The organism is Fructilactobacillus sp. X1R3C1 (assembly GCF_059901545.1).
On record NZ_JBWXUT010000001.1, the window covers coordinates 349,656 to 369,619 of the forward strand.

Here is a 19,964-nt window from a genome sequence, read left to right on the forward strand (position 1 = left end):
GGTTAGAAGATGGCTCAATTAAAGATTACTTTAGTTCATAGTGCTGCTCACCGTCTCCCTAAACAACGTAAGATTGTTAAGGCCCTTGGATTGGGACGAGTAAATAGTAGTGTTATTAAACCTGATAATGAAGCAACTCGTGGAGCTCTATTCAAGATTGCTCATTTAATTAAGGTTGAACAAGTTGATTAATATTCTTTAAAAGATAGGGAGGTGCAATTTAATGAAGTTAAATGAATTAAAAGCTGCTGACGGTTCACGTTCATCAAGAACTCGTTTAGGTCGTGGTCTTGGTAGTAAAGGTAAGACTTCAGGTCGTGGCCAAAAAGGTCAAAAGGCTCGTGGCAAAACTCGTGTTGGTTTTGAAGGTGGCCAAATGCCTTTATACCGTCAAATTCCAAAACGTGGATTTACCAACTTCAACAGAAAAGTTTTAGCGATCGTTAACTTAGCTGATTTAGATAATTTTGATGATGGCTCAGAAGTAACTCCAGATGTATTGATTCAAGCTGGAATGATTAAGGGCTCAAATGATGGCGTTAAAGTTCTTGCAGATGGCAAGTTAACTAAGAAGCTCACTGTTAAAGCTAACAAATTCTCAAAGAGTGCTGAAAAAGCAATTGAAGATGCCGGCGGTAAAGCTGAGGTGATTTAATGTTCACTACCTTAAAGAATGCCTTTGAAGAAAAAGATATTAGAAAAAGGATTTTATTTACCCTTTTTATATTGGCAGTTTTCCGTTTAGGTGCTTACATTACTGTGCCTGGAATCAATGCGGAAGCTTTGCAAAGTGTTGCATCCTCAGGTTTAGTTAATGTATTGAATATGTTTAGTGGTGGTGGATTAACTAATTACTCATTATTTGCAATGGGAGTTTCACCATACATTACTGCACAAATTGTTGTTCAGTTACTTCAGATGGATATCGTTCCTCGATTCGTTGAATGGGGAAAACAAGGTGAAGTCGGAAGGCAAAAACTGGATCAGGTAACAAGATGGTTAACGATTGTTTTGGCATTTGTCCAATCAATTGGTATTACTGCTGGATTTAATGCTTTGAGTAGTCTTCATTTAGTTAAGAACCCTGGAATGGGAACGTACATTAGTATTGGTTTAATTTTGACTGCTGGTACAATGCTCACTACGTGGATGGGCGACATGATTACTGACAAAGGAATTGGTCAGGGAGTTTCAATGATCATCTTTGCTGGAATTGTTGCTGAAATGCCAAGTGGAATTATGAGTGTTTATCGTCAATACGTTGAAGGTACACCAATGAATGAAATTTGGAAGCCAGCTCTTTTCATTATTGCCTTGATTATTGTAATTTTGATTATTGTTACCTTTGTTACTTGGGTACAACAAGCCGAACGTAGAATTCCAATTCAATATACTAGAAGAACATCAGGTTCACCAGACAGCAGTTACCTTCCCTTGAAGGTTAACGTCGCTGGAGTTATTCCAGTTATTTTCGCAAGTGCATTTATTTCCACTCCTCAAACGATTTTGATGTTTTTCACCAAAAACTTTCAAGGATCCGGATGGTATGAATTTTTAAGTAAGTTGTTTAACATGCAGACCCCACTTGGAGCTGCGTTTTACACCCTCTTAATTGTTGTATTTACTTTCTTCTATGCGTTTGTTCAAGTTAATCCACAGAAATTGTCGGAAAACTTACAAAAACAAGGTAGCTACATTCCGGGAGTATGGCCTGGTCGTGAAACTCAGTTATATATTTCTCGATTGTTGATGAGACTTAGTACCGTTGGTGCTTTGTTCTTGGGTGTTGTTTCTCTAATTCCATTGATTGCACAAAATGTTTGGAACTTAAACGAATCAATTGGACTAGGTGGTACTAACCTCTTGATTATCGTTGGAGTTGCTATTGAAACCATTCAACAAATTAGAGGATTAATGATGAGAAAAGAGTACGTTGGATTTATTCAAAGTACTCCGGATGATAACAAGTAGTGGAGGAATTTAAATGTCAATGAATTTATTACTAATGGGTCTTCCAGGAGCTGGAAAAGGTACTCAAGCTGAATTCATTGTTGAAAAATATGGGATTCCACATATTTCAACTGGAGACATATTTAGGGCAGCAATGAAAAACAAAACTCCCATGGGAATTAAGGCTCAACAATACATCGATAAGGGTGAATTAGTTCCTAATGATGTTACCTGTGGGATTGTTGAGGATCGTCTTAAACAACCTGATACTGACAAAGGTTATTTGTTAGATGGTTTTCCTAGAAACATTGATCAGGCTAAAAGCCTTGAGGAAATGACTAGGAAAATGAGCAAAGAGTTGAATGCAGTTATTAATATTGAAGTCGATCCAAGTGTTTTAATCAAACGTTTGTCGGGTCGTTTCATCTGCAAAAACTGTGGCGCAACTTATCATAAATTATATAAAAAACCTATAGTTGATGGTACTTGTGATGTTTGCGGTGCTCACGTCTTCTATCAAAGAAGTGATGATAAACCTGAAACTGTCAAGAATCGTCTGAAAATCAATGAAAAGAGTAATGCTCCTTTAATTGACTTTTACAAGGATCGCGGCATTTTGCATTCAGTTAAGGGTGATCGAGATATTGCAGACGTTAGTAACGACATTGAGAAAATTCTAAGCAATTTAAATTAGTAAATTGTCGTTTGATTGCTGGAATGTCAGTGATGTGGTATATTATAGTTTGTATGTCTATTTGTAAGTGATACTTACGAGTTTAGTAATTTTGGAGGATTATTCGTGTCTAAAAATAATGTAATTGAAGTTGAGGGTAAGGTTTCAGAGACTTTACCTAATGCAATGTTTAAGGTCGAGCTTGAAAATGGTCATGAAATTTTGGCACACGTTTCTGGCAAGATCAGAATGCATTACATTCGGATCCTACCAGGAGATCGTGTAACCGTTGAAATGTCACCGTATGATTTAACAAAGGGTCGAATTACTTATCGATTTAAGTAAACCCTTCATATAGGAGGTTATAAAAAATGAAAGTACGTCCATCAGTAAAAAAAATGTGTGAACATTGTAAGATTATTAAGAGAAAAGGCCGTGTGATGGTGGTTTGCCCTGTAAACCCTAAGCACAAGCAAAGACAAGGAAAATAAATAAATTAAAATTATAGGAGGTGGACTTTAATGGCTCGTATTGCCGGAGTTGATTTACCACGTGATAAGCGAATTGTTATTGCGTTAACATACATTTATGGTGTTGGAAACACAACTGCTCAGCAAGTTTTGAAAAAAGCTGGGGTATCAGAAGACGTTCGTGTACGTGATTTAACGCCTGATCAAGAAGATAAGATCAGAGAAGCTCTTGATGGTTACACAATCGAAGGTGACTTACGTAGAGAAGTTACTATGAGTATCAAGACTCTTCAAGAAATCGGTTCATATCGTGGGATGCGTCATCGTCGCGGTTTACCTGTTAGAGGTCAACACACGAAAAATAACGCACGTACAAGAAAAGGTAAGAAAACCACAATCGCTGGTAAAAAATAATAAAGAAGGAGGCTATCAGTTTCTATGGCTAAAACTAAAAATACTCGTAAGCGTAAAGCAAGAAAAAACGTTGAGTCTGGTGTAGCACACATTCACTCAACCTTTAATAACACTTTGGTTATGATTACCGATGTTCAAGGGAATGCTATTGCTTGGTCATCAGCTGGTGCATTGGGATTCCGTGGAAGTCGTAAGTCTACCCCATTTGCTGCTCAAATGGCTGCTGAAGCAGCTGCTAAGACTGCAATGGAACATGGAATGAAATCAGTAGAAGTTGCTGTTAAAGGTCCTGGATCTGGTCGTGAGTCAGCTATTCGTGCTTTACAAAGTACTGGTTTGGAAGTTGCTGCAATTCGTGATGTAACTCCAGTTCCACACAATGGTTCTCGTCCTCCAAAACGTCGTAGAGTTTAATATTTAATGAACGTTAAAGTTTTAAATTACTCAATGCGTTTTGAAAGGGGTAGAGACTACAATGATTGAATTTGAAAAGCCAAACATTCACAAAATTGAAGAAACAGACAACTATGGTGAAATAGTTGTAGAACCACTCGAAAGAGGATATGGTACCACTTTAGGCAATTCACTTAGACGTGTCTTGTTGGCTTCATTACCAGGAGCTGCGGTTACTAGCATCCAAATTGATGGTGTTCTACACGAATTTTCAACTGTAAAGGGTGTAGTTGAAGATGTTACTCAAATTATCTTGAACGTTAAAAAGATTAATTTGAAAATTAACTCAGATGACAATGAAACAAAGTCAATGAGTATTAATGTAACTGGACCAGCCGATGTAACCGCAGGTGATATCGTAACTGATAGTGATGTTGAAATTTTAAATCCGGATTTACACATTGCAACGGTTGCTGACGGAACTACATTCCACATGAACATGACTGCCAACAAAGGTCGCGGCTACGTTTCTGCTGAAGAAAACAAAGCCAAAAACGATGGTATGCCAATTGGTGTTCTACCAGTTGATTCTATTTATACCCCAATCGAACGTGTTAATTATCAAGTAGAAGATGCACGTGTTGGTCAACGTGATGATTACGACAAATTGACGTTAGACGTTTGGACTAATGGTTCAATTACACCTTCTGATGCAATTAGTTTGGCAGCTAAGATCTTAAATCAACATTTCCAATTATTTATTGATTTAACTGACAGAGCAAAGAATGCCAATGTTATGGTTGAGAAGGAAGAAAGCCATAAAGAAAAAATGCTTGAAATGTCAATTGAAGAATTGGATCTTTCAGTTCGTTCTTACAATTGTTTGAAACGTGCTGGAATTAATACTGTTCAAGAATTAACTGATAAGTCTGAAGCTGACATGATGAAGGTTAGAAATCTTGGCCGTAAGTCACTCGATGAAGTTAAAGAAAAATTAGCAGCATTAGGACTATCTTTACGTAAAGAAGACTAAAAAGGAGGATATCCGGTTATGAGTTATCGCAAATTACAACGTACGAGTGCTCAACGTCGTGCTTTGCTTCGTAATTTGACTACTGACTTAATTGTTAACGGTCAAATCAAAACAACAGAAGCTCGCGCTAAGGATGTTAGATCATTAGCCGACAAGATGGTTACCTTGGGCAAGAAGGGTGACTTGAATGCTCGTCGTCAAGCTGCAGCTTACTTGCAAAACACCATTGCTGATGTAAAAGAAGACGGAGATAGTATCAAAGTAACTAGTGCATTACAAAAGTTATTTGACGAAGTAGCACCAAAGTATACGGACCGAAACGGTGGTTACACACGTATTCTTAAAACAATGCCTCGTCGTGGTGACGGTGCACCAATGGTAATCTTGCAATTTGTCGAATAATTTCGATATTTGTTAAGAATAATAAATATTTCACTATAGGAATCACTAAGGTTAAAGGTATAAAGTGTTACGATGATGGATTTTCCAAGTCTAGCTTGAATGTGGTTAACTCCATGCGCCTTAATCTTTTAGTGATTTTTTTATACATAATTTTAATAATAGGAGAGCTGATTCCATGAATCCAATCATTAATGTTTCCAATCTTTCTTTTAGGTATAATAATGAAGATGATCATAAGGTATTAGATGATGTCTCTTTTCAGTGCGAACGAGGTGAATATATTTCATTAATCGGTCGCAATGGGAGTGGTAAAAGTACCATTGCCAAACTGGTTGATGGTCTTCTAACTCCTAGTGAGGGAGAAATTGTGGTAGATGGGATCAGGTTGGACTCTCATGGTAATGACCGCGAAACAAGAAAAGCAATTGGCTTAGTTTTTCAAAATCCAGATGATCAATTTGTTGGTGCCACGGTAGCAAGTGACGTTGCGTTTGGACTTGAAAATCGGGCGGTTCCAAGAGAAGCGATGAAGCCAAAAGTTAAATCGGCGTTAGAAAAGGTAGGAATGTGGGAATATCGAGACGAGATTCCTAGTAGTCTTTCTGGTGGACAGAAGCAACGGGTCGCAATTGCAGGAGCAATTGTGCTTGATCCTAAAATTTTAATTCTAGATGAAGCGACAAGTATGCTAGATCCTTTAGCTACTAGACAAATTCATCAAGTTGTCAACAAATTAAATCAAAAACAAAATATGACAATTCTCTCCATTACGCATGATATCAATGTGACGGCTAAATCCGATCGGATATTAGCACTTAATAATAATAAAATTGTATTTGACGGAAAACCAAGTGCTTTCTTTCAGAAGCATCAATTAATTGCTGATATGGATCTAGATCTTCCTTTTAGTGAGAAGTTAAGGCAGAAATTCCTTGATGCAGGATATGACATTACTGACAAGTACATGGATGATGAGGGGATGAGCCAATGGATAAGCACATTATTTTAAGTAACGTTGATTTTGTCTATCAACCCGGTCTGCCATCAGAAAGACAGGCTTTAAGTAATGTCAGTTTAAAGATTAATAAGGGTGAATTTTTGGGTGTTGTTGGAAAAACTGGTAGCGGAAAGTCAACGTTAGTTCAGATGATTAACGGATTATTGAAACCGACTTCAGGGAGTGTTACCGTTGGCAAAATCAAAATTAACAGTGAAACTAACAACCATAACCTAAGTGAGCTCAGAAAAAAAGTCGGGATGATTTTCCAGTTTCCGGAAAAACAACTGTTTGAAGATAATGTTCTAAAAGATGTATCTTTTGGTCCACTTAATTTTGGCGAAAATGAAGCAGTTGCAAAAAAGAGAGCCATTCAGGCGCTTTCAATTGTTGGCATTAGTAAAGAACTGTATTCTCGTTCACCCTTTGAGTTGTCTGGCGGTCAAATGCGTCGGGTCGCAATTGCTGGAACGATTGCATGTGATCCAACCGTTCTCATTTTAGATGAGCCAACGGTGGGATTGGATCCTAGTGGCAAGACTGAGATATTAAAGATCATCAAGCAACTAAACAAAAATGGAGTAACCATCATCATGGTTACTCACGATATGGATGTGGTGGCACAAAATGCTACCCGTGTTGTGGTTATGAATGGTGGAAAAGTGTGTTCTGATTCAACTCCCAGGGAATTATTCAGCAATTACAAGTTAATCGATCAAAATTCATTAGCGCTTCCTGATTCTGTCCAGATATACTATGATTTAATTAATCGAGGCATCAGATTAAAAAAGATTCCGTTAACAGCGGATGAAGTTGTTGACGAAATTACGCAAAAACGAAGTGGAGTGAAGTAGAATCGATCAATTTGTGTTTGGAAAATACTTTCCTGGAAATTCATTCATTCATCGTTTAAATCCAGCGTTTAAGATTTTAGGCTCCGTTATCATTATTACGCTTATTTTGATGTGCAATAATTGGGTCAGTTACGGATGTATGACGTTTTTTACGTTGGTACTGATATATTTATCCCATTCTCGAATTAAGATGCTTCTAAAGGGGATCAAACCCATTCTGTGGCTAATTATTTTTACGGTCTTGATTCAAGTGTTTTTTGGTCATGGCGGAACGGTTTATTTTCATTTATGGTTTATCTCCATCACTTCATCGGGAATTATTAATGCGGTCATGATATTTGTTCGATTGGTCCTTATTATCACGATTGCTACTATTTTGACCATCACGACCAGTCCATCGATGATTGCACTTGGTGTTGAGACGATTCTGAGACCGCTTAAGTGGGTTAAAGTTCCCACTGAAACGATTGGGATGATGGTTTCAATTGCACTTCAATTTATTCCGACTCTAATCGATGAGTTAAATGACATTATGAATGCTCAAAGGGCACGGGGTGTTGATTTTGGTAAAGGCAAATTAATGAAACGAGCTAAAAGCCTAGTGTCGCTGATTATTCCCTTGTTTGTTTCTTCTTTTCGTCATGCTGAACACCTTGCAGATGCCATGGAAGCTCGTGGATATTCTGATGAGGTCAAGCGAACTCATTATCAGCTCGTCTCTTGGACGGTCCTTGATTGGGTTGCTTTAGGGGTCATGATGGTTTTAACGGTTGTAATTATTTTAGTGAGGAATTAGATGAAAACTCGGTATAAAATTACATTTGCATATGATGGGACTAAATTTGCTGGCTTTCAAATGCAGCCGAAGCAGCGAACGGTGGAAGGAACTTTAACTAATATTATTAACAAAATGGCCCAAAAAAGTGGCAAGCATGTTTTACTTTATGGATCTGGCAGAACTGACGCAGGTGTTCATGCCCTAGGTCAGGTTGCCCATTTTGATTTTCCCTATGATTTAGGTGAGGAAAGTATGTTAAAGGGGTTAAACAGTATGTGTCCTTTGGATATTGAAATAATAAGTGTGCAAAAGGTTAATGCTGACTTTCATGCTCGTTATGATGTAACGGGGAAAAAGTACTTGTATCGGTTGGATTTGGGGCGCTTTACCAATCCATTTAAAAGAAATTATACTGCTCATTGGCGTTTTCCCGTTAATTTCAATTGGATCGAAGAGGCCATTCATGATTACGTTGGCAAACATGACTTTTCGTCTTTTGTTGCTTCTGGTGCAAAGGAAGGAAGTCGGGTTCGTACAATTTTCTCGGTTGATGCTAACTTAGATAAAGTTACTAATGAGATGCAGTTCGAGTTTTATGGTGATGGTTTTATGTATAATCAAATTCGGATTATGGTTGGGGTGCTGATGGAGATTGGACGGGGAAAGCGGCCAGTTCATGATATCCAACGATTGTTCAAAGTGAAGGATCGAAACGAAGCACGTTTAACAATGCCAGCTAATGGCTTGTACTTAAAAAGGGTTTATTATCCAGGAGATGATCCAAAACATTCGAAACGAAAACATCATCCAGATGATTAAAATGAATTTGACTTTCAGAAGAAATGTTAGTACTATTGTAACTGGTATTGTTTGCCCCACGATAAGCCCCGGAAACTTATTAGGTGTCGAACAAACACGGAAACATGGAGGAATTAAAAGTGCATACAACATATATGGCTAAACCCGGCGAAGTAGATCGCAAGTGGTACGTTATTGACGCAGATGGCGTTGAATTAGGTCGTCTCTCAAGTGTCGTTGCTTCTATTCTACGCGGAAAAAACAAACCTACATTTACGCCAAACGTAGATACAGGTGACAATGTTATTGTAATCAATGCATCTAAAGTTGCATTGTCTGGTAAGAAGGCTAGTGGCAAGATTTATTATCACCACACATCTTACATTGGTGGACTTAAGTCAATTACTGCTGGTCAAATGAGAGCAGAGAAGCCTGATCGACTTATCGAAACTTCAGTTAAAGGTATGCTTCCTCACGGTACATTAGGTCGTCAAATCGCTAAGAAACTTCACGTTTATGCAGGTGAAGATCACACTCATGAAGCTCAAAAACCAGAAGTTCTTGATATTAAGAACCTAATTTAAGGAGGAAACACAATTGGCTAAAGTACAATATACCGGCACAGGTCGCCGTAAAGATTCAGTTGCTCGTGTACGCTTAGTACCAGGTACTGGAAAAGTTGTAATCAATGACAAAGATGTTGAAGATTACATTCCATTTCCTAATTTAAGAGAAATCATTTTACAACCATACAATGTTACTGAGACACTTGGTAACTATGACACATTAGCTAACGTTAATGGTGGTGGATATTCAGGACAAGCTGGTGCTGTTCGTTTAGGAATTGCACGTGCTTTACTTGAAGTTGATCCAGACTTTAGAGAATCCCTCAAGAAGGCTGGTTTATTAACACGTGACCCTCGTATGAAGGAACGTAAGAAACCCGGCCTTAAGAAAGCTCGTAAGGCTGGTCAATTCTCAAAACGTTAATCAGAAGATTATATTTTGTCGCTCATGTCCGCATGAGCGCTTTTTTATTAAATGGGTGAATTTAAAATGAAAAAGACACGAAATTATCATATTGCAATTTTGTCAGTTTTTATTGCCATTATTTTGATTCAAAATTTTGTTCCTATTTTAGGATATATTCCGGTTGGTCCACTAAGCATTACGTTAATTCCAATTACCGTGATTGTGGCAACCTTAGTGCTTGGTTTAAAGGATGGCTTTATTCTTGGCACGCTCTGGGGTGTAATTGTGTTTGTCAGGGCCTTTACGTGGCCTACTAGTCCAATTGCTCCACTTGTCTTTGAGAATCCGATTACGGCCATTTTACCGCGGGCCCTAATCCCGGTAGTTGCTTGCTTTTCCTACAAATGGTTAAAAAAATTACTTAATAATAAGCTTTCGCTTGTGATTGCATGCGCTTTGGGTTCCATGACCAATACAATTTTAGTGCTGTTATTTATTTATATTTTTAATCGAAAGCAAGCCCCAATCCTATACCATGTGAGTGTTGACAAAATTATCTATGCCTTATTAGGGGTAGTTGGAACCAATGGTCTGATAGAAATGATTATTACAGCAATTGTTTGTCCAATTATCATTATTTCGTTAGATAAAGTAATCCAAAAATAAAAAGCAGATCATTACGATCTGCTTTTTGTTACTTTGATGCGTCCGATGATTTTTTGTCACCATCTTGTTTTGAATCGTCATCTGGTCCCTCATCAGGATCTTTTTGAATTCGTGGAGCTTGCTTAATCATCTTAAGATCTTTGTGATTAATAACGGTCTTGTTATGATACTTATCAATTATTTCTGGATCATCAGATTCAAATGTAATCAAAAAGGCATTATTGTAAGCTTTATCGATATAACCGGTAAAATCATTCTTTTCAAGTTTAAACGATACTTCATCGCCAACTTCAAAGGGTGATTTTTCGGTCTCCGTTTGTTCATCGTGTTTCTTTGCCAAACTGACCACCTCCAATTGTATTCAACTAATGAAATATAAACGAATAATTAACATTTGTCAATTTTTAACATTTTTGTAGTACAATTTAAACAGTAAATTTATTTGTAAGGAGGGTTAGTGTGGCTAGGAAAAAGAAGCAAAAGCAAAATAAGTTAGTTGCTTATGTCCTGACCGTGCTAATCCTGTTAGTCATGTTCGTTGGTGCTGTGATGATTTTAGGCAATTCTCATTTTAACCCGCGGTATGAACAAAATAATGTTAGTGTTCACCATAAGGAATTTATCAACAAGATTCTACCGAAGTCAGTTGAGATGCAACGGAAGTATAAAATTTTGACTAGCATTACCCTTGCTCAGGCTATTTTAGAATCAGATTGGGGCCAGAGTACTTTGGCTTCAAAGTATAATAATCTTTTTGGTGTTAAAGCGGGTGCTGGACAAAAGAGTGTTACTTTGGACACGACTGAATATACGAGTGGATCACCCGCAATGGTTCACGGAAGTTTTCGCGTTTACGATAATTGGGATGAGTCAATTGAAGATCATGCTGTTTTATTAGCTCATGGAACAGACTGGAACCCCATGCAATATAAAGAAGTTGTGTCGGCGGACAATTACGTTGATTCTGCCAAGGCTCTCAGTACCGATGGATATGCAACAGACCCGGCTTATGCAGACAAAATAATTAAAATCATTAAAAAGTATCATCTTAATCAATACGATAAACAATGATGTAGCAAAAGATTTATTGGAGGTTAAACTATGGATTCAGTATTACTCTACCCAGGAAGCACAATTGGAATTATTGGTGACTATTTTAGTAGTACGCAACTAGTTAACGTGGCCCGCGACGCAGGATTGAAAATTGCCACCTATAGTTCCAATTCAGATAGCGAGATCGCTAGACAATCTGATTACGCATTTACAGGTGACGTTAATGATGTTGATACTTTAAGGGAATTTTCTGAGAAGTGTGATTTAGTTACATACGTTTCAAATGACATTGATCCTCAGGTTATTAATGAAATCGAAAAGTATACTTATGTTCCTCAAGGCGAATCCCTTTTAGAGATTAGTCAGGACCGTGTGATGGAAAGGGCCTTTTTTGATCAAATTAACGTCAATACGTCACCATACGTCACTATTATTAACTTGGAAGATATCTATCAAGCAATTGATTCAATTGGATATCCTGCAATTTTAAAGCCAATTCAGCGACACATGACTAATAACCAACAACTGGTTATTAACGAATCAAATGATATTGCACTTGCTTCTGATATGTTAAAAAGGGGTCCATATATACTGGAATCTTACGTTCCTTACCGTTTCGAATACGCAATTATTGCTACTAAATCAGTAAAAGAAGATTTACAACAATTTCCCGCCGTTAAAACCAGTTATTTAGGGAACATGCTCCAAACGGTAAGTACTGATACTTCCAAAACAGATTCTAACGTTATTAACGAAATGATTAGAATTGTTAATCAAATTGGCAAAAATGTTAAATACGTTGGTTCATTTGAGGTATCGTTCGGTGTAACGGCTGATCAAAACATTTACGTTACAAACATTGATCCAACCGTTAATAATGCCGGTTTTTTGTTTAATTTAGCTACTGATATCAGCGAGTATGATCAACATCTTCGGGCCATTTCAGGGTTGCCATTAGCTAAGATTAATAAGATTAGTGATGTGGTTGCTCGTTTGTTTACGAAAAAGCAATATGAACAGGTTCTTAGACAACGAATCCTTCAACCAAACTGGCAATTTTATTTTAATTATCACAGTAATGCACGTGATGATGATGTGGTTGGAGTGATTTTAATTCCAACCAATTCGGTCGAAGAGACGTTTAATCGAATTGTGAATACAGGAATTTGGACCAAAAATTAAATGTTATTAAAATTGAAGAGTCGGCAATTTGTCGGCTCTATTTTGCTATAATTAATGATGGATTTACAAAGCGAGAGGATTGGTTAACGTGTCAAAGACAGACCTACTAAAGACAATGAACGATAAGCAACGAGAGGCGGTAGAACAAACTGAAGGTCCACTTTTGATTATGGCTGGTGCTGGAAGTGGTAAGACCAGGGTGCTCACTCATCGAATTGCTTATCTAATTGAGAAAAAAGGTGTGATGCCATGGAATATTTTGGCGATTACATTTACCAACAAAGCTGCTCGCGAAATGAAGGAACGTGTTAGTAAATTACTTGGCGTCGGTGGTGACGATGTTTGGGTATCAACTTTTCACGCACTTGGCGTGAGAATCTTGAGACGTGACATTGATAAATTAGGTTATAATCGTGCTTTTTCTATCACTGATTCAGGAGAACAAAAGACCCTTGTAAAACGAATTTTAAAAGACTTAGATCTAGACCCGAAAAAGAATGATCCAAGGGCTATTTTAAGTGCCATTTCAAATGCTAAGAATAATTTACAGACTCCACGAGATTATCAAAAGTCACATTCAGCTAACAGTCCATTTGAAGAAGTGGTTTCACAGGTATATTTCGAATATCAAAAGCGACTTCAAGAAAACCAAGCTGTCGATTTTGATGATTTGATTATGCTTACGATTAGATTGTTTAAACAGTATCCAGAGGTTTTGAATTATTATCAAGATAAGTTTCATTACATCCATGTCGATGAATATCAGGATACCAATGAGGCACAGTATAAATTAGTATCAATGCTTGCCAAAAAGTATCAAAATTTGTGTGTAGTGGGTGACGCTGATCAGAGTATTTATGGTTGGCGTGGTGCTAACATGAATAATATCTTGGATTTTGAAAATGACTATAAAAATGCACACGTTGTGAAACTGGAACAGAATTATCGTTCAACTAAGAATATTTTAAGTGCCGCAAACGACGTTATTCAAAACAATGCCGAGAGAAAAGATAAGAATTTGTGGACGGAAAATGATACTGGCGAAAAAGTAACGTACTATCGTGCTCAAAGTGAGGCTAGTGAGGCTCATTACGTGGTGTCTAAGATTAAAGATGAGGTCAGTAAACATCATTATTCTTATAATGATTTTGCGGTCTTGTACCGGACGAATGCCCAGTCTCGTGTAATCGAAGAGACCTTCTTGAAATCAAATATTCCGTACACGATGGTTGGTGGGCATAAATTCTACGACCGTAAGGAAATCCGGGACATTCTTTCGTATTTAACCCTCATTGCTAATCCTAGTGATTCATTAAGTTTTGAACGGGTTGTTAACGTTCCTAAGCGCGGAATTGGTAGTTCAAGTGTGGAAAAGTTGAGAATGTTTGCAGCAGATAATGGATGGAATCTACTAGAAGCAGCTCAAAATGTTGACTTGGCCAATAATATCTCCAGTCGTGCTCGAAATGCCATTGCTAATTTTGCTAATGTCATATCAAACGTTCAAAAAAAGCAAAAGGATATGACCGTTACGGAAATTACCGAAGCCCTTTTGGATCAATCTGGATATATGGCTGATCTAAAGAAAACCAATTCACTGGAGTCACAGACACGGATTGAGAATATTGAAGAATTTCTTTCTGTCACAAAAGATTCTGATTTAAAGTATGATGAACAGACTGGTAGTAGTGATAGTCGTTTGACAGATTTTTTGGCGGATCTGGCCCTTGTATCGGCTCAAGACGATGTTGATGAATCGGCTAAACAGGTGACTTTAATGACTTTGCATGCTGCTAAGGGACTTGAATTTCCAGTCGTCTTTATGGTTGGGATGGAAGAAGGAATTTTTCCTCTTAGTCGAGCTACTGAAAAGGAAAGTGAGTTAGAAGAAGAACGACGGTTAGCCTATGTGGGAATTACGCGGGCTCAGACCAAACTCTATATGACAAATGCATATTCACGAATGTTATATGGTAGAATGCAAAATAATCCCGAGTCACGATTTATGGATGAAATTAATTCGGATGTATTGGATAATGAGAGTTCAATTCCAACGGGACCTAAGACTCCATTTGACACCGGTAGTGAGTATAATAAACGAACCAATCGAGCCTTTAGTGAACCATATCATCGACCTAACAAACGAGTCGAAAAACCCCAAGGAACTGGTGCTGACAAGAAGTCATGGAATATTGGTGATAAAGTCAAACACAAGGCGTGGGGAACTGGAACTGTTGTTAAAATTAATGGAACTGGTGAAGATATGGAACTTGACATTGCCTTTCCAGAAAAAGGAATTAAACGTCTATTAGCTGCATTTGCACCCATAACAAAAATTCAATCGATTAAGTAAGGGAGTGGTAAGATTGTTTAAGATTCCAATGGATCAGGTTAATGAAAGTGAAGCAAAAAAAGAGGCCTCAGAACTAAGACCAAAGTTAATTAAGTGGGGAAAACAGTACTATGAACAGGATCAACCAACCGTAGAAGATGCGGAATATGATCGAAACTATGCTCGCTTGCAGGATCTGGAAGCCAAGTTTCCAGCAATTATCACTCCTGATTCACCGACTCAGCACGTTGGTGGGGCAACTTCGAATGAATTTACAAAGGTCAATCACGAGATTCCAATGCTTTCACTAGGTGACGTATTTTCACCCCAAGAGCTTAAGGATTTTGTGGTTCGACTCAAGCACAACTATCCTCAAGATACTGAGTATAATTGTGAGTTGAAGATCGATGGACTAGCTATTTCACTTCGTTATGAGCATGGGGTGTTCGTGCAGGGATCGACTAGGGGAAATGGACAAATTGGTGAGGATATCACTGAAAATTTAAAAACCATCCCATCAATCCCTAAAAAATTAAGTCGACCCATTGATATTGAAGTACGTGGCGAATGTTATATGGGAAAAGAAGCCTTTTTAAAGTTAAATGAACGACGACAAGATGACGGAAAACCAACGTTTGCTAATCCGAGAAATGCTGCTGCCGGGAGTCTTCGACAATTGGATCCAAAAGTTACTAAGGATCGCCACTTAAGTACTTTTATGTATAACGTTGCTAATTATGACGATTTAAAGGCTACCACTCAAAGTGGACTTTTAGAGGAACTAAAAGAATTAGGCTTTACCATTAATGAGCATTATCAAGTAGCTGATAATATGGATCAGATTGATGCTTACATTAAAAAGTATTCAGCAGCAAGAGATAATCTCACCTTTGGTATCGATGGCATTGTGATTAAGACCAATTCGCTTCCTTTACAAATGGAAATTGGGCATACGGTTAAAGTCCCGAAGTGGGCGATCGCTTACAAGTTTCCGCCAGAAGAAGTTCATACTAAAATTAAAAAGATTGAGTGGACCGTTGGAAGAACGGGAGTGGTAACTCCTACCGCAATCATGGATCCAGTGCAATTGGCCGGTACTACCGTTTCAAGAGCGTCACTTCATAATCCTGATTATATTGAGAAAAAAGATATCCGTGTCGGCGATACAGTGGTTTTGTATAAAGCTGGCGACATTATTCCGGAGGTTGAAAGGTATCTTCCTGATTTAAGGCCAAAAGATTCTAAGCCATATGTTATCCCAGATCGATGTCCTTCATGTGGTGCTAAATTAGTCCACTTAGATGGTGAGGTTGCCTTACGTTGTATTAATCCGAAGTGTCCAGCACAGCTGGTGGAACAAATTAATCATTTTGCTTCTAGAAATGCAATGGATATTGATGGTTTGGGTCCTAAGATTGTGAAGCAGTTGTTTGATAAAAAAATGGTCTCGGATGTGGCCAGCTTGTATCACCTTAGTTATGATGAACTACTCACTCTTGATAAGTTTGGTGACAAGTCTGCTAACAATTTACTTTCTGCCATTGATAATAGTCGGAGCAATTCACTTGAAAGATTGCTTTTTGGATTAGGCATCAGACACGTCGGTGCTAAAGCAGCGCGATTAATTGCTGCCCACTTTAAAACCATGGATGCTCTCATGAAATCAAGTGTCGAAGAAATCGCCTCAATTGACACCATTGGTCAAGTTATTGCTGATAGTGTTCATACTTATTTTGAAAACGCTGATAGTAGAGAATTAATTGGCGAACTCGTTGATGTTGGTGTTAATATGGACTATGTAAATAATGAAGAGATAGTACAACCAGATAACTTTTTCAATGGTAAACGAGTTGTATTGACCGGAAAGTTGGTTGATTTAACTAGGGGTCAAGCCAGTGAATGGCTTGAAAACCATGGAGCGGATGTCACAAGTAGTGTTTCTAAAAATACCGACCTAGTAATTGCGGGAGAGGATGCAGGTAGTAAGCTAACCAAAGCTCAATCTCTTTCGGTTCCGGTTTGGGATGAAGATCATTTTAAAAATGAAATGCAAAAAGAATGATAAGAAGTCGGAGGAATTTAAGTTGAGACGCTTAAAAGTAATTTTAATGGTGGCGGCTAGCGCGTTAATGTTAGTAGCTTGTGGGAGTACTAACAAGAGTACCACTAATACAAATAATAAGAATACACAATTAACCGGGGAAACTGGTGGTAAGAATTATCAGAGTGTTATTAAGGATGGACATTATCAAACCAGTAAATCGCGTGGAGTTGATATTCAACAAAATGATAATCAGTTTAACTTGAAGGGGTTTCAGAACGGTTTGCTTGGAATTTCCAAGCAGAATTTTTCGACTGATAAGTATGTTTTTCAGGAGGGACAATACATCTCTACTGACACTGCCGAGAAGTGGCTTGACCGTAAGTCAAAGCAAAACCCGGAGGGACTAAATCCATCGCAACAAAAGGGAAAAGTAACCCCAATGTACTTGCAACAAATGGATGAACAAGACTTCTTAGTTCCAAATGGTAATAAAATGACCATGAAGGGTATGACCATTGGCCTTGGGATCAATTCAGTGTACTACTACACTAAACAGAAGTATGGGAGCCAGTATCAACAGAAGATCCCCGATGATGTGGTTGAGAAACAAGGTAAGGAGATGGCTAACACGATCCTTAAACGATTGAGACAGAATAAAGAATTAAAGAATATCCCAATCGTGATTGCATTGTACAAGCAAGCTCCAAACGATAGTTTGACTGGTGGTAATTTCTTTGCCTCATCGGTTAACAATCCGGGCACGACGTCTGTAAACTCATGGAAACCAATTAATGAAAAATCATATGTGTTCCCGATTGCCAATGGTTCTAAGGGACCTAATACGAATGATTTATCTGCGTTTAATCAATTTAAGTCACAGGTTCAAAATTTCTTCCCTAACTTGAGTGGGATTACTGCACAGGCTCAATACAAGGGTAAGCAACTTCAAGGCATGCACATTAACATTACAACTCAATTTTATAGTCAAACTGAAATCATCAGTTTTACTCAATACCTACAGAATGCTGCTCAAAAATATCTTCCTGGCAGTGTACCAATTGATATTACCGTAAAATCAACTGATGGAATTCAAAGTTATTTGAACCGAAATGCGGGAGGAAAGTCCTTCAGTTCGCATGTGTTTAATAGCTATTAAGATTTAGTGATTTAATAAAAGAGGGGATAAAATGGCTGATAAGATTACGGAAGAACAAACCCAACATATTGCTGGGTTAGCTAAGCTTGAATTAAAAAAAGATGAATTACCTGAATTCACCCAACAATTAAATGATTTGTTGAAAATGTTGGATACACTTGAAAAAGTTGATACATCGGGTGTTGAGCCCACTTATACGGTAACGGATCGAATTGACGTTACTAGAAAAGACGTGGCAGAAGATTGGCACGAACAAGATGCTTTGTTAAAGAATGCTCCTGATATTCAAGATGACTTAATTAAAGTTCCAGTAATTATTGACGAAAGTGAGGATGAATAATAATGAACTATTTAGATAAGGATTTGCGTTCACTTCACCAGATGTTAGTAAATAAGGAAATTTCGGCCGTTGACTTAGTAAAAGAGACCATGGACAACATCAAAACTACTGACCAAAACATTGATGCTTTTAATAATCTAAATGATAAAGCGCTTGAAAATGCTAAAGCCATTGATGAACGTGGGATTGATCCTAATAATATTTTAGATGGGATTCCGTTGGCTTTGAAAGATAACATCGTTACTAAAGAATTACCAACTACTGCATCTTCAAAAATGCTAGAAAATTTCACTTCAATTTATGATGCAACGGTGGCCAAGAAACTTTCTAATGCTGGTACCATTAACGTTGGTAAAACCAACATGGATGAATTTGCAATGGGAAGTTCAACTGAAAATTCAGCCCTTAAAACCACTCACAATCCATGGGATTATAGCAAAGTTCCTGGCGGTTCGTCCGGTGGTTCGGCTGCCGCAGTTGCTTCCGGTGAAGTTCCAGTTGCACTTGGATCAGATACCGGAGGTTCAATTAGACAACCAGCTTCATTCACGGGAATTGTTGGAATGAAGCCAACCTATGGTCGAGTATCACGTTTTGGACTTATTGCGATGGCTTCAAGTTTTGATCAAATTGGACCTCTTACTAGAAGTGTCTTTGACAATGCTCTGGTTTTAAACGCAATTTCAGGTCATGACGAACACGATTCAACTAGTTCAAAACAGGAAGTTCCTGATTTCACCGAACACATTAAAGATGGGGTCGAGGGGATGAGAATTGGCATTCCCAAGGAATACGTTAATAAGTTATCTCCTGATGTTTCAAAAGCAATCAAAAATGCCGCAGAAACGTTTAAAAAATTAGGTGCAAAGGTTGACTGGGTTTCGATGCCTAATTCTAAATATGGTGTTATTGCTTATAATGCGCTTCAAACCGCTGAAGCATCTTCTAACCTAGAAAGATTCGATGGAATTCGTTATGGATATCGAGCATCAGATGCTCAAACACTTGATGAATTGTACGTTAAATCACGATCAGAAGGGTTTGGGGATGAGGTTAAGCGACGGATTATGCTAGGGACATTATCGCTTTCTTACGATAATGTTGATAAATATTACAAACAGGCTGCTAAAATTCGGACTTTAATCATCAATGATTTTAAAAAGGTTTTTGCTGACCATGATTTAATTTTGAGTCCAACATCTCGAGTTACTGCCTTTACAATTGGAGTAGAAGATCAAGATCCCATTGAAATGTATATGAATGATATTTTGACGATCCCAGCCAATATGGCTGGAGTTCCTGCTATGTCTCAAATTGCTGGATCCAGTAATGGTTTGCCAATCGGAATGCAATTAATGGGGAAACCGTTTGATGAGAGTACCATTTATAAAGCAGGATACGCTTTTGAACAGAATACTGATTTTCACAAGCAAACACCAAAGATGGGAGGTAAATAG

At 37.9% G+C, this 19,964-nt stretch carries 25 protein-coding genes; 24 read left to right on the forward strand and 1 reads right to left on the reverse strand.

The annotated features are described in order from the left end of the window. Positions 1 to 9: 9 nt before the first annotated feature. The 17 genes from rpmD (at position 10) to AC6UD8_RS01910 (ending at position 10,400) form a co-directional block, all read left to right on the forward strand. Positions 10 to 192 carry a 50S ribosomal protein L30 gene (gene rpmD, locus AC6UD8_RS01830; protein ID WP_500693555.1) on the forward strand — a complete coding sequence of 61 codons (183 nt, stop codon included), beginning with the start codon at positions 10 to 12 and terminating at the stop codon, positions 190 to 192. Positions 193 to 223: 31 nt separating this feature from the next. Further along, a complete protein-coding gene (rplO, locus tag AC6UD8_RS01835) occupies positions 224 to 655 on the forward strand; it encodes a 50S ribosomal protein L15 (RefSeq protein WP_500699278.1) in 432 nt (143 codons plus the stop codon). Further along, the gene (secY, locus tag AC6UD8_RS01840; protein WP_500699280.1) at positions 655 to 1,971 is read left to right on the forward strand and encodes a preprotein translocase subunit SecY; all 1,317 of its coding nucleotides are present in this window, start codon (positions 655 to 657) and stop codon (positions 1,969 to 1,971) included. The genes rplO and secY overlap by 1 nt, the downstream gene beginning before the upstream one ends. Positions 1,972 to 1,984: 13 nt before the next feature. Beyond that, positions 1,985 to 2,644 carry an adenylate kinase gene (locus tag AC6UD8_RS01845; RefSeq protein ID WP_500693558.1) on the forward strand — a complete coding sequence of 220 codons (660 nt, stop codon included), beginning with the start codon at positions 1,985 to 1,987 and terminating at the stop codon, positions 2,642 to 2,644. A gap of 105 nt (positions 2,645 to 2,749) precedes the next feature. Continuing rightward, the gene (infA, locus tag AC6UD8_RS01850) at positions 2,750 to 2,968 is read left to right on the forward strand and encodes a translation initiation factor IF-1 (RefSeq protein ID WP_010022742.1); all 219 of its coding nucleotides are present in this window, start codon (positions 2,750 to 2,752) and stop codon (positions 2,966 to 2,968) included. Between the two features lie 26 nt (positions 2,969 to 2,994). Next, positions 2,995 to 3,114 (forward strand): 50S ribosomal protein L36, encoded by a 120-nt coding sequence (gene rpmJ, locus AC6UD8_RS01855; protein WP_010022743.1) that lies wholly within the window; start codon positions 2,995 to 2,997, stop codon positions 3,112 to 3,114. Between the two features lie 30 nt (positions 3,115 to 3,144). After that, complete coding sequence (gene rpsM, locus AC6UD8_RS01860) at positions 3,145 to 3,507, forward strand: 30S ribosomal protein S13 (RefSeq protein ID WP_500693559.1); 363 nt, start codon at positions 3,145 to 3,147, stop codon at positions 3,505 to 3,507. Between the two features lie 24 nt (positions 3,508 to 3,531). Further along, on the forward strand, positions 3,532 to 3,921 hold the full coding sequence (rpsK, locus tag AC6UD8_RS01865; protein WP_010022745.1) for a 30S ribosomal protein S11: 390 nt from the start codon (positions 3,532 to 3,534) through the stop codon (positions 3,919 to 3,921). Between the two features lie 61 nt (positions 3,922 to 3,982). Beyond that, positions 3,983 to 4,933: a DNA-directed RNA polymerase subunit alpha gene (locus AC6UD8_RS01870; RefSeq protein WP_500693560.1), complete on the forward strand. Its 951-nt coding sequence runs from the start codon at positions 3,983 to 3,985 to the stop codon at positions 4,931 to 4,933. Between the two features lie 18 nt (positions 4,934 to 4,951). After that, positions 4,952 to 5,335: a 50S ribosomal protein L17 gene (gene rplQ / locus AC6UD8_RS01875; protein ID WP_500693561.1), complete on the forward strand. Its 384-nt coding sequence runs from the start codon at positions 4,952 to 4,954 to the stop codon at positions 5,333 to 5,335. A gap of 175 nt (positions 5,336 to 5,510) precedes the next feature. Further along, complete coding sequence (locus AC6UD8_RS01880; RefSeq protein WP_500695228.1) at positions 5,511 to 6,344, forward strand: energy-coupling factor transporter ATPase; 834 nt, start codon at positions 5,511 to 5,513, stop codon at positions 6,342 to 6,344. Beyond that, complete coding sequence (locus AC6UD8_RS01885) at positions 6,323 to 7,186, forward strand: energy-coupling factor transporter ATPase (RefSeq protein WP_500706318.1); 864 nt, start codon at positions 6,323 to 6,325, stop codon at positions 7,184 to 7,186. Before AC6UD8_RS01880 ends, AC6UD8_RS01885 begins: the two co-directional genes overlap by 22 nt. Positions 7,187 to 7,199: 13 nt before the next feature. Then, the gene (locus AC6UD8_RS01890) at positions 7,200 to 7,982 is read left to right on the forward strand and encodes an energy-coupling factor transporter transmembrane component T family protein (RefSeq protein WP_500699284.1); all 783 of its coding nucleotides are present in this window, start codon (positions 7,200 to 7,202) and stop codon (positions 7,980 to 7,982) included. Beyond that, a complete protein-coding gene (truA, locus tag AC6UD8_RS01895) occupies positions 7,983 to 8,783 on the forward strand; it encodes a tRNA pseudouridine(38-40) synthase TruA (RefSeq protein WP_500699286.1) in 801 nt (266 codons plus the stop codon). 119 nt (positions 8,784 to 8,902) lie between these two features. After that, positions 8,903 to 9,346, forward strand: coding sequence for a 50S ribosomal protein L13 (gene rplM / locus AC6UD8_RS01900; RefSeq protein ID WP_500693566.1), 444 nt, complete (start codon positions 8,903 to 8,905; stop codon positions 9,344 to 9,346). A 13-nt stretch (positions 9,347 to 9,359) separates the two neighbouring features. Further along, the gene (gene rpsI, locus AC6UD8_RS01905; protein ID WP_010022758.1) at positions 9,360 to 9,752 is read left to right on the forward strand and encodes a 30S ribosomal protein S9; all 393 of its coding nucleotides are present in this window, start codon (positions 9,360 to 9,362) and stop codon (positions 9,750 to 9,752) included. Between the two features lie 66 nt (positions 9,753 to 9,818). Next, on the forward strand, positions 9,819 to 10,400 hold the full coding sequence (locus tag AC6UD8_RS01910) for an ECF transporter S component (RefSeq protein WP_500699288.1): 582 nt from the start codon (positions 9,819 to 9,821) through the stop codon (positions 10,398 to 10,400). A gap of 28 nt (positions 10,401 to 10,428) precedes the next feature. Here the strand turns inward: AC6UD8_RS01910 and AC6UD8_RS01915 are convergent, their stop codons facing one another. After that, positions 10,429 to 10,740 carry a DUF2187 family protein gene (locus AC6UD8_RS01915; protein ID WP_500693568.1) on the reverse strand — a complete coding sequence of 104 codons (312 nt, stop codon included), beginning with the start codon at positions 10,738 to 10,740 and terminating at the stop codon, positions 10,429 to 10,431. Positions 10,741 to 10,859: 119 nt separating this feature from the next. Here AC6UD8_RS01915 and AC6UD8_RS01920 point away from each other — a divergent pair, with 119 nt between their 5' ends. The 7 genes from AC6UD8_RS01920 (at position 10,860) to gatA (ending at position 19,964) form a co-directional block, all read left to right on the forward strand. After that, positions 10,860 to 11,471 (forward strand): glycoside hydrolase family 73 protein, encoded by a 612-nt coding sequence (locus tag AC6UD8_RS01920; RefSeq protein ID WP_500699290.1) that lies wholly within the window; start codon positions 10,860 to 10,862, stop codon positions 11,469 to 11,471. A 30-nt stretch (positions 11,472 to 11,501) separates the two neighbouring features. Then, positions 11,502 to 12,635 carry an ATP-grasp domain-containing protein gene (locus tag AC6UD8_RS01925; RefSeq protein ID WP_500699292.1) on the forward strand — a complete coding sequence of 378 codons (1,134 nt, stop codon included), beginning with the start codon at positions 11,502 to 11,504 and terminating at the stop codon, positions 12,633 to 12,635. 88 nt (positions 12,636 to 12,723) lie between these two features. Continuing rightward, the gene (pcrA, locus tag AC6UD8_RS01930; protein ID WP_500699294.1) at positions 12,724 to 14,988 is read left to right on the forward strand and encodes a DNA helicase PcrA; all 2,265 of its coding nucleotides are present in this window, start codon (positions 12,724 to 12,726) and stop codon (positions 14,986 to 14,988) included. A 22-nt stretch (positions 14,989 to 15,010) separates the two neighbouring features. Next, entirely contained in the window at positions 15,011 to 17,029 is a 2,019-nt protein-coding gene (gene ligA / locus AC6UD8_RS01935) for an NAD-dependent DNA ligase LigA (protein ID WP_500699330.1), read from the forward strand. Then, a complete protein-coding gene (locus AC6UD8_RS01940; RefSeq protein WP_500699295.1) occupies positions 17,010 to 18,167 on the forward strand; it encodes a CamS family sex pheromone protein in 1,158 nt (385 codons plus the stop codon). The genes ligA and AC6UD8_RS01940 overlap by 20 nt, the downstream gene beginning before the upstream one ends. A gap of 31 nt (positions 18,168 to 18,198) precedes the next feature. Further along, positions 18,199 to 18,507, forward strand: a complete 309-nt coding sequence (gatC, locus tag AC6UD8_RS01945; protein WP_500693573.1) for an Asp-tRNA(Asn)/Glu-tRNA(Gln) amidotransferase subunit GatC — start codon at positions 18,199 to 18,201, stop codon at positions 18,505 to 18,507. A 2-nt stretch (positions 18,508 to 18,509) separates the two neighbouring features. Further along, positions 18,510 to 19,964 carry an Asp-tRNA(Asn)/Glu-tRNA(Gln) amidotransferase subunit GatA gene (gene gatA / locus AC6UD8_RS01950; protein WP_500693574.1) on the forward strand — a complete coding sequence of 485 codons (1,455 nt, stop codon included), beginning with the start codon at positions 18,510 to 18,512 and terminating at the stop codon, positions 19,962 to 19,964.

Bases quoted from the DNA above. Each gene is read 5' to 3' on its own strand.
- truA (WP_500699286.1), top strand. From the start codon at position 7,983: ATGAAAACTCGGTATAAAATTACATTTGCATATGATGGGACTAAATTT.
- rplQ (WP_500693561.1), top strand. From the start codon at position 4,952: ATGAGTTATCGCAAATTACAACGTACGAGTGCTCAACGTCGTGCTTTG.
- rpsM (WP_500693559.1), top strand. From the start codon at position 3,145: ATGGCTCGTATTGCCGGAGTTGATTTACCACGTGATAAGCGAATTGTT.
- AC6UD8_RS01925 (WP_500699292.1), top strand. From the start codon at position 11,502: ATGGATTCAGTATTACTCTACCCAGGAAGCACAATTGGAATTATTGGT.
- AC6UD8_RS01910 (WP_500699288.1), top strand. From the start codon at position 9,819: ATGAAAAAGACACGAAATTATCATATTGCAATTTTGTCAGTTTTTATT.
- AC6UD8_RS01885 (WP_500706318.1), top strand. From the start codon at position 6,323: ATGGATAAGCACATTATTTTAAGTAACGTTGATTTTGTCTATCAACCC.
- rpsK (WP_010022745.1), top strand. From the start codon at position 3,532: ATGGCTAAAACTAAAAATACTCGTAAGCGTAAAGCAAGAAAAAACGTT.
- rpmD (WP_500693555.1), top strand. From the start codon at position 10: ATGGCTCAATTAAAGATTACTTTAGTTCATAGTGCTGCTCACCGTCTC.
- gatC (WP_500693573.1), top strand. From the start codon at position 18,199: ATGGCTGATAAGATTACGGAAGAACAAACCCAACATATTGCTGGGTTA.
- AC6UD8_RS01870 (WP_500693560.1), top strand. From the start codon at position 3,983: ATGATTGAATTTGAAAAGCCAAACATTCACAAAATTGAAGAAACAGAC.
- secY (WP_500699280.1), top strand. From the start codon at position 655: ATGTTCACTACCTTAAAGAATGCCTTTGAAGAAAAAGATATTAGAAAA.
- AC6UD8_RS01880 (WP_500695228.1), top strand. From the start codon at position 5,511: ATGAATCCAATCATTAATGTTTCCAATCTTTCTTTTAGGTATAATAAT.
- AC6UD8_RS01940 (WP_500699295.1), top strand. From the start codon at position 17,010: ATGAAATGCAAAAAGAATGATAAGAAGTCGGAGGAATTTAAGTTGAGA.
- AC6UD8_RS01845 (WP_500693558.1), top strand. From the start codon at position 1,985: ATGTCAATGAATTTATTACTAATGGGTCTTCCAGGAGCTGGAAAAGGT.
- rpmJ (WP_010022743.1), top strand. From the start codon at position 2,995: ATGAAAGTACGTCCATCAGTAAAAAAAATGTGTGAACATTGTAAGATT.
- gatA (WP_500693574.1), top strand. From the start codon at position 18,510: ATGAACTATTTAGATAAGGATTTGCGTTCACTTCACCAGATGTTAGTA.
- rplO (WP_500699278.1), top strand. From the start codon at position 224: ATGAAGTTAAATGAATTAAAAGCTGCTGACGGTTCACGTTCATCAAGA.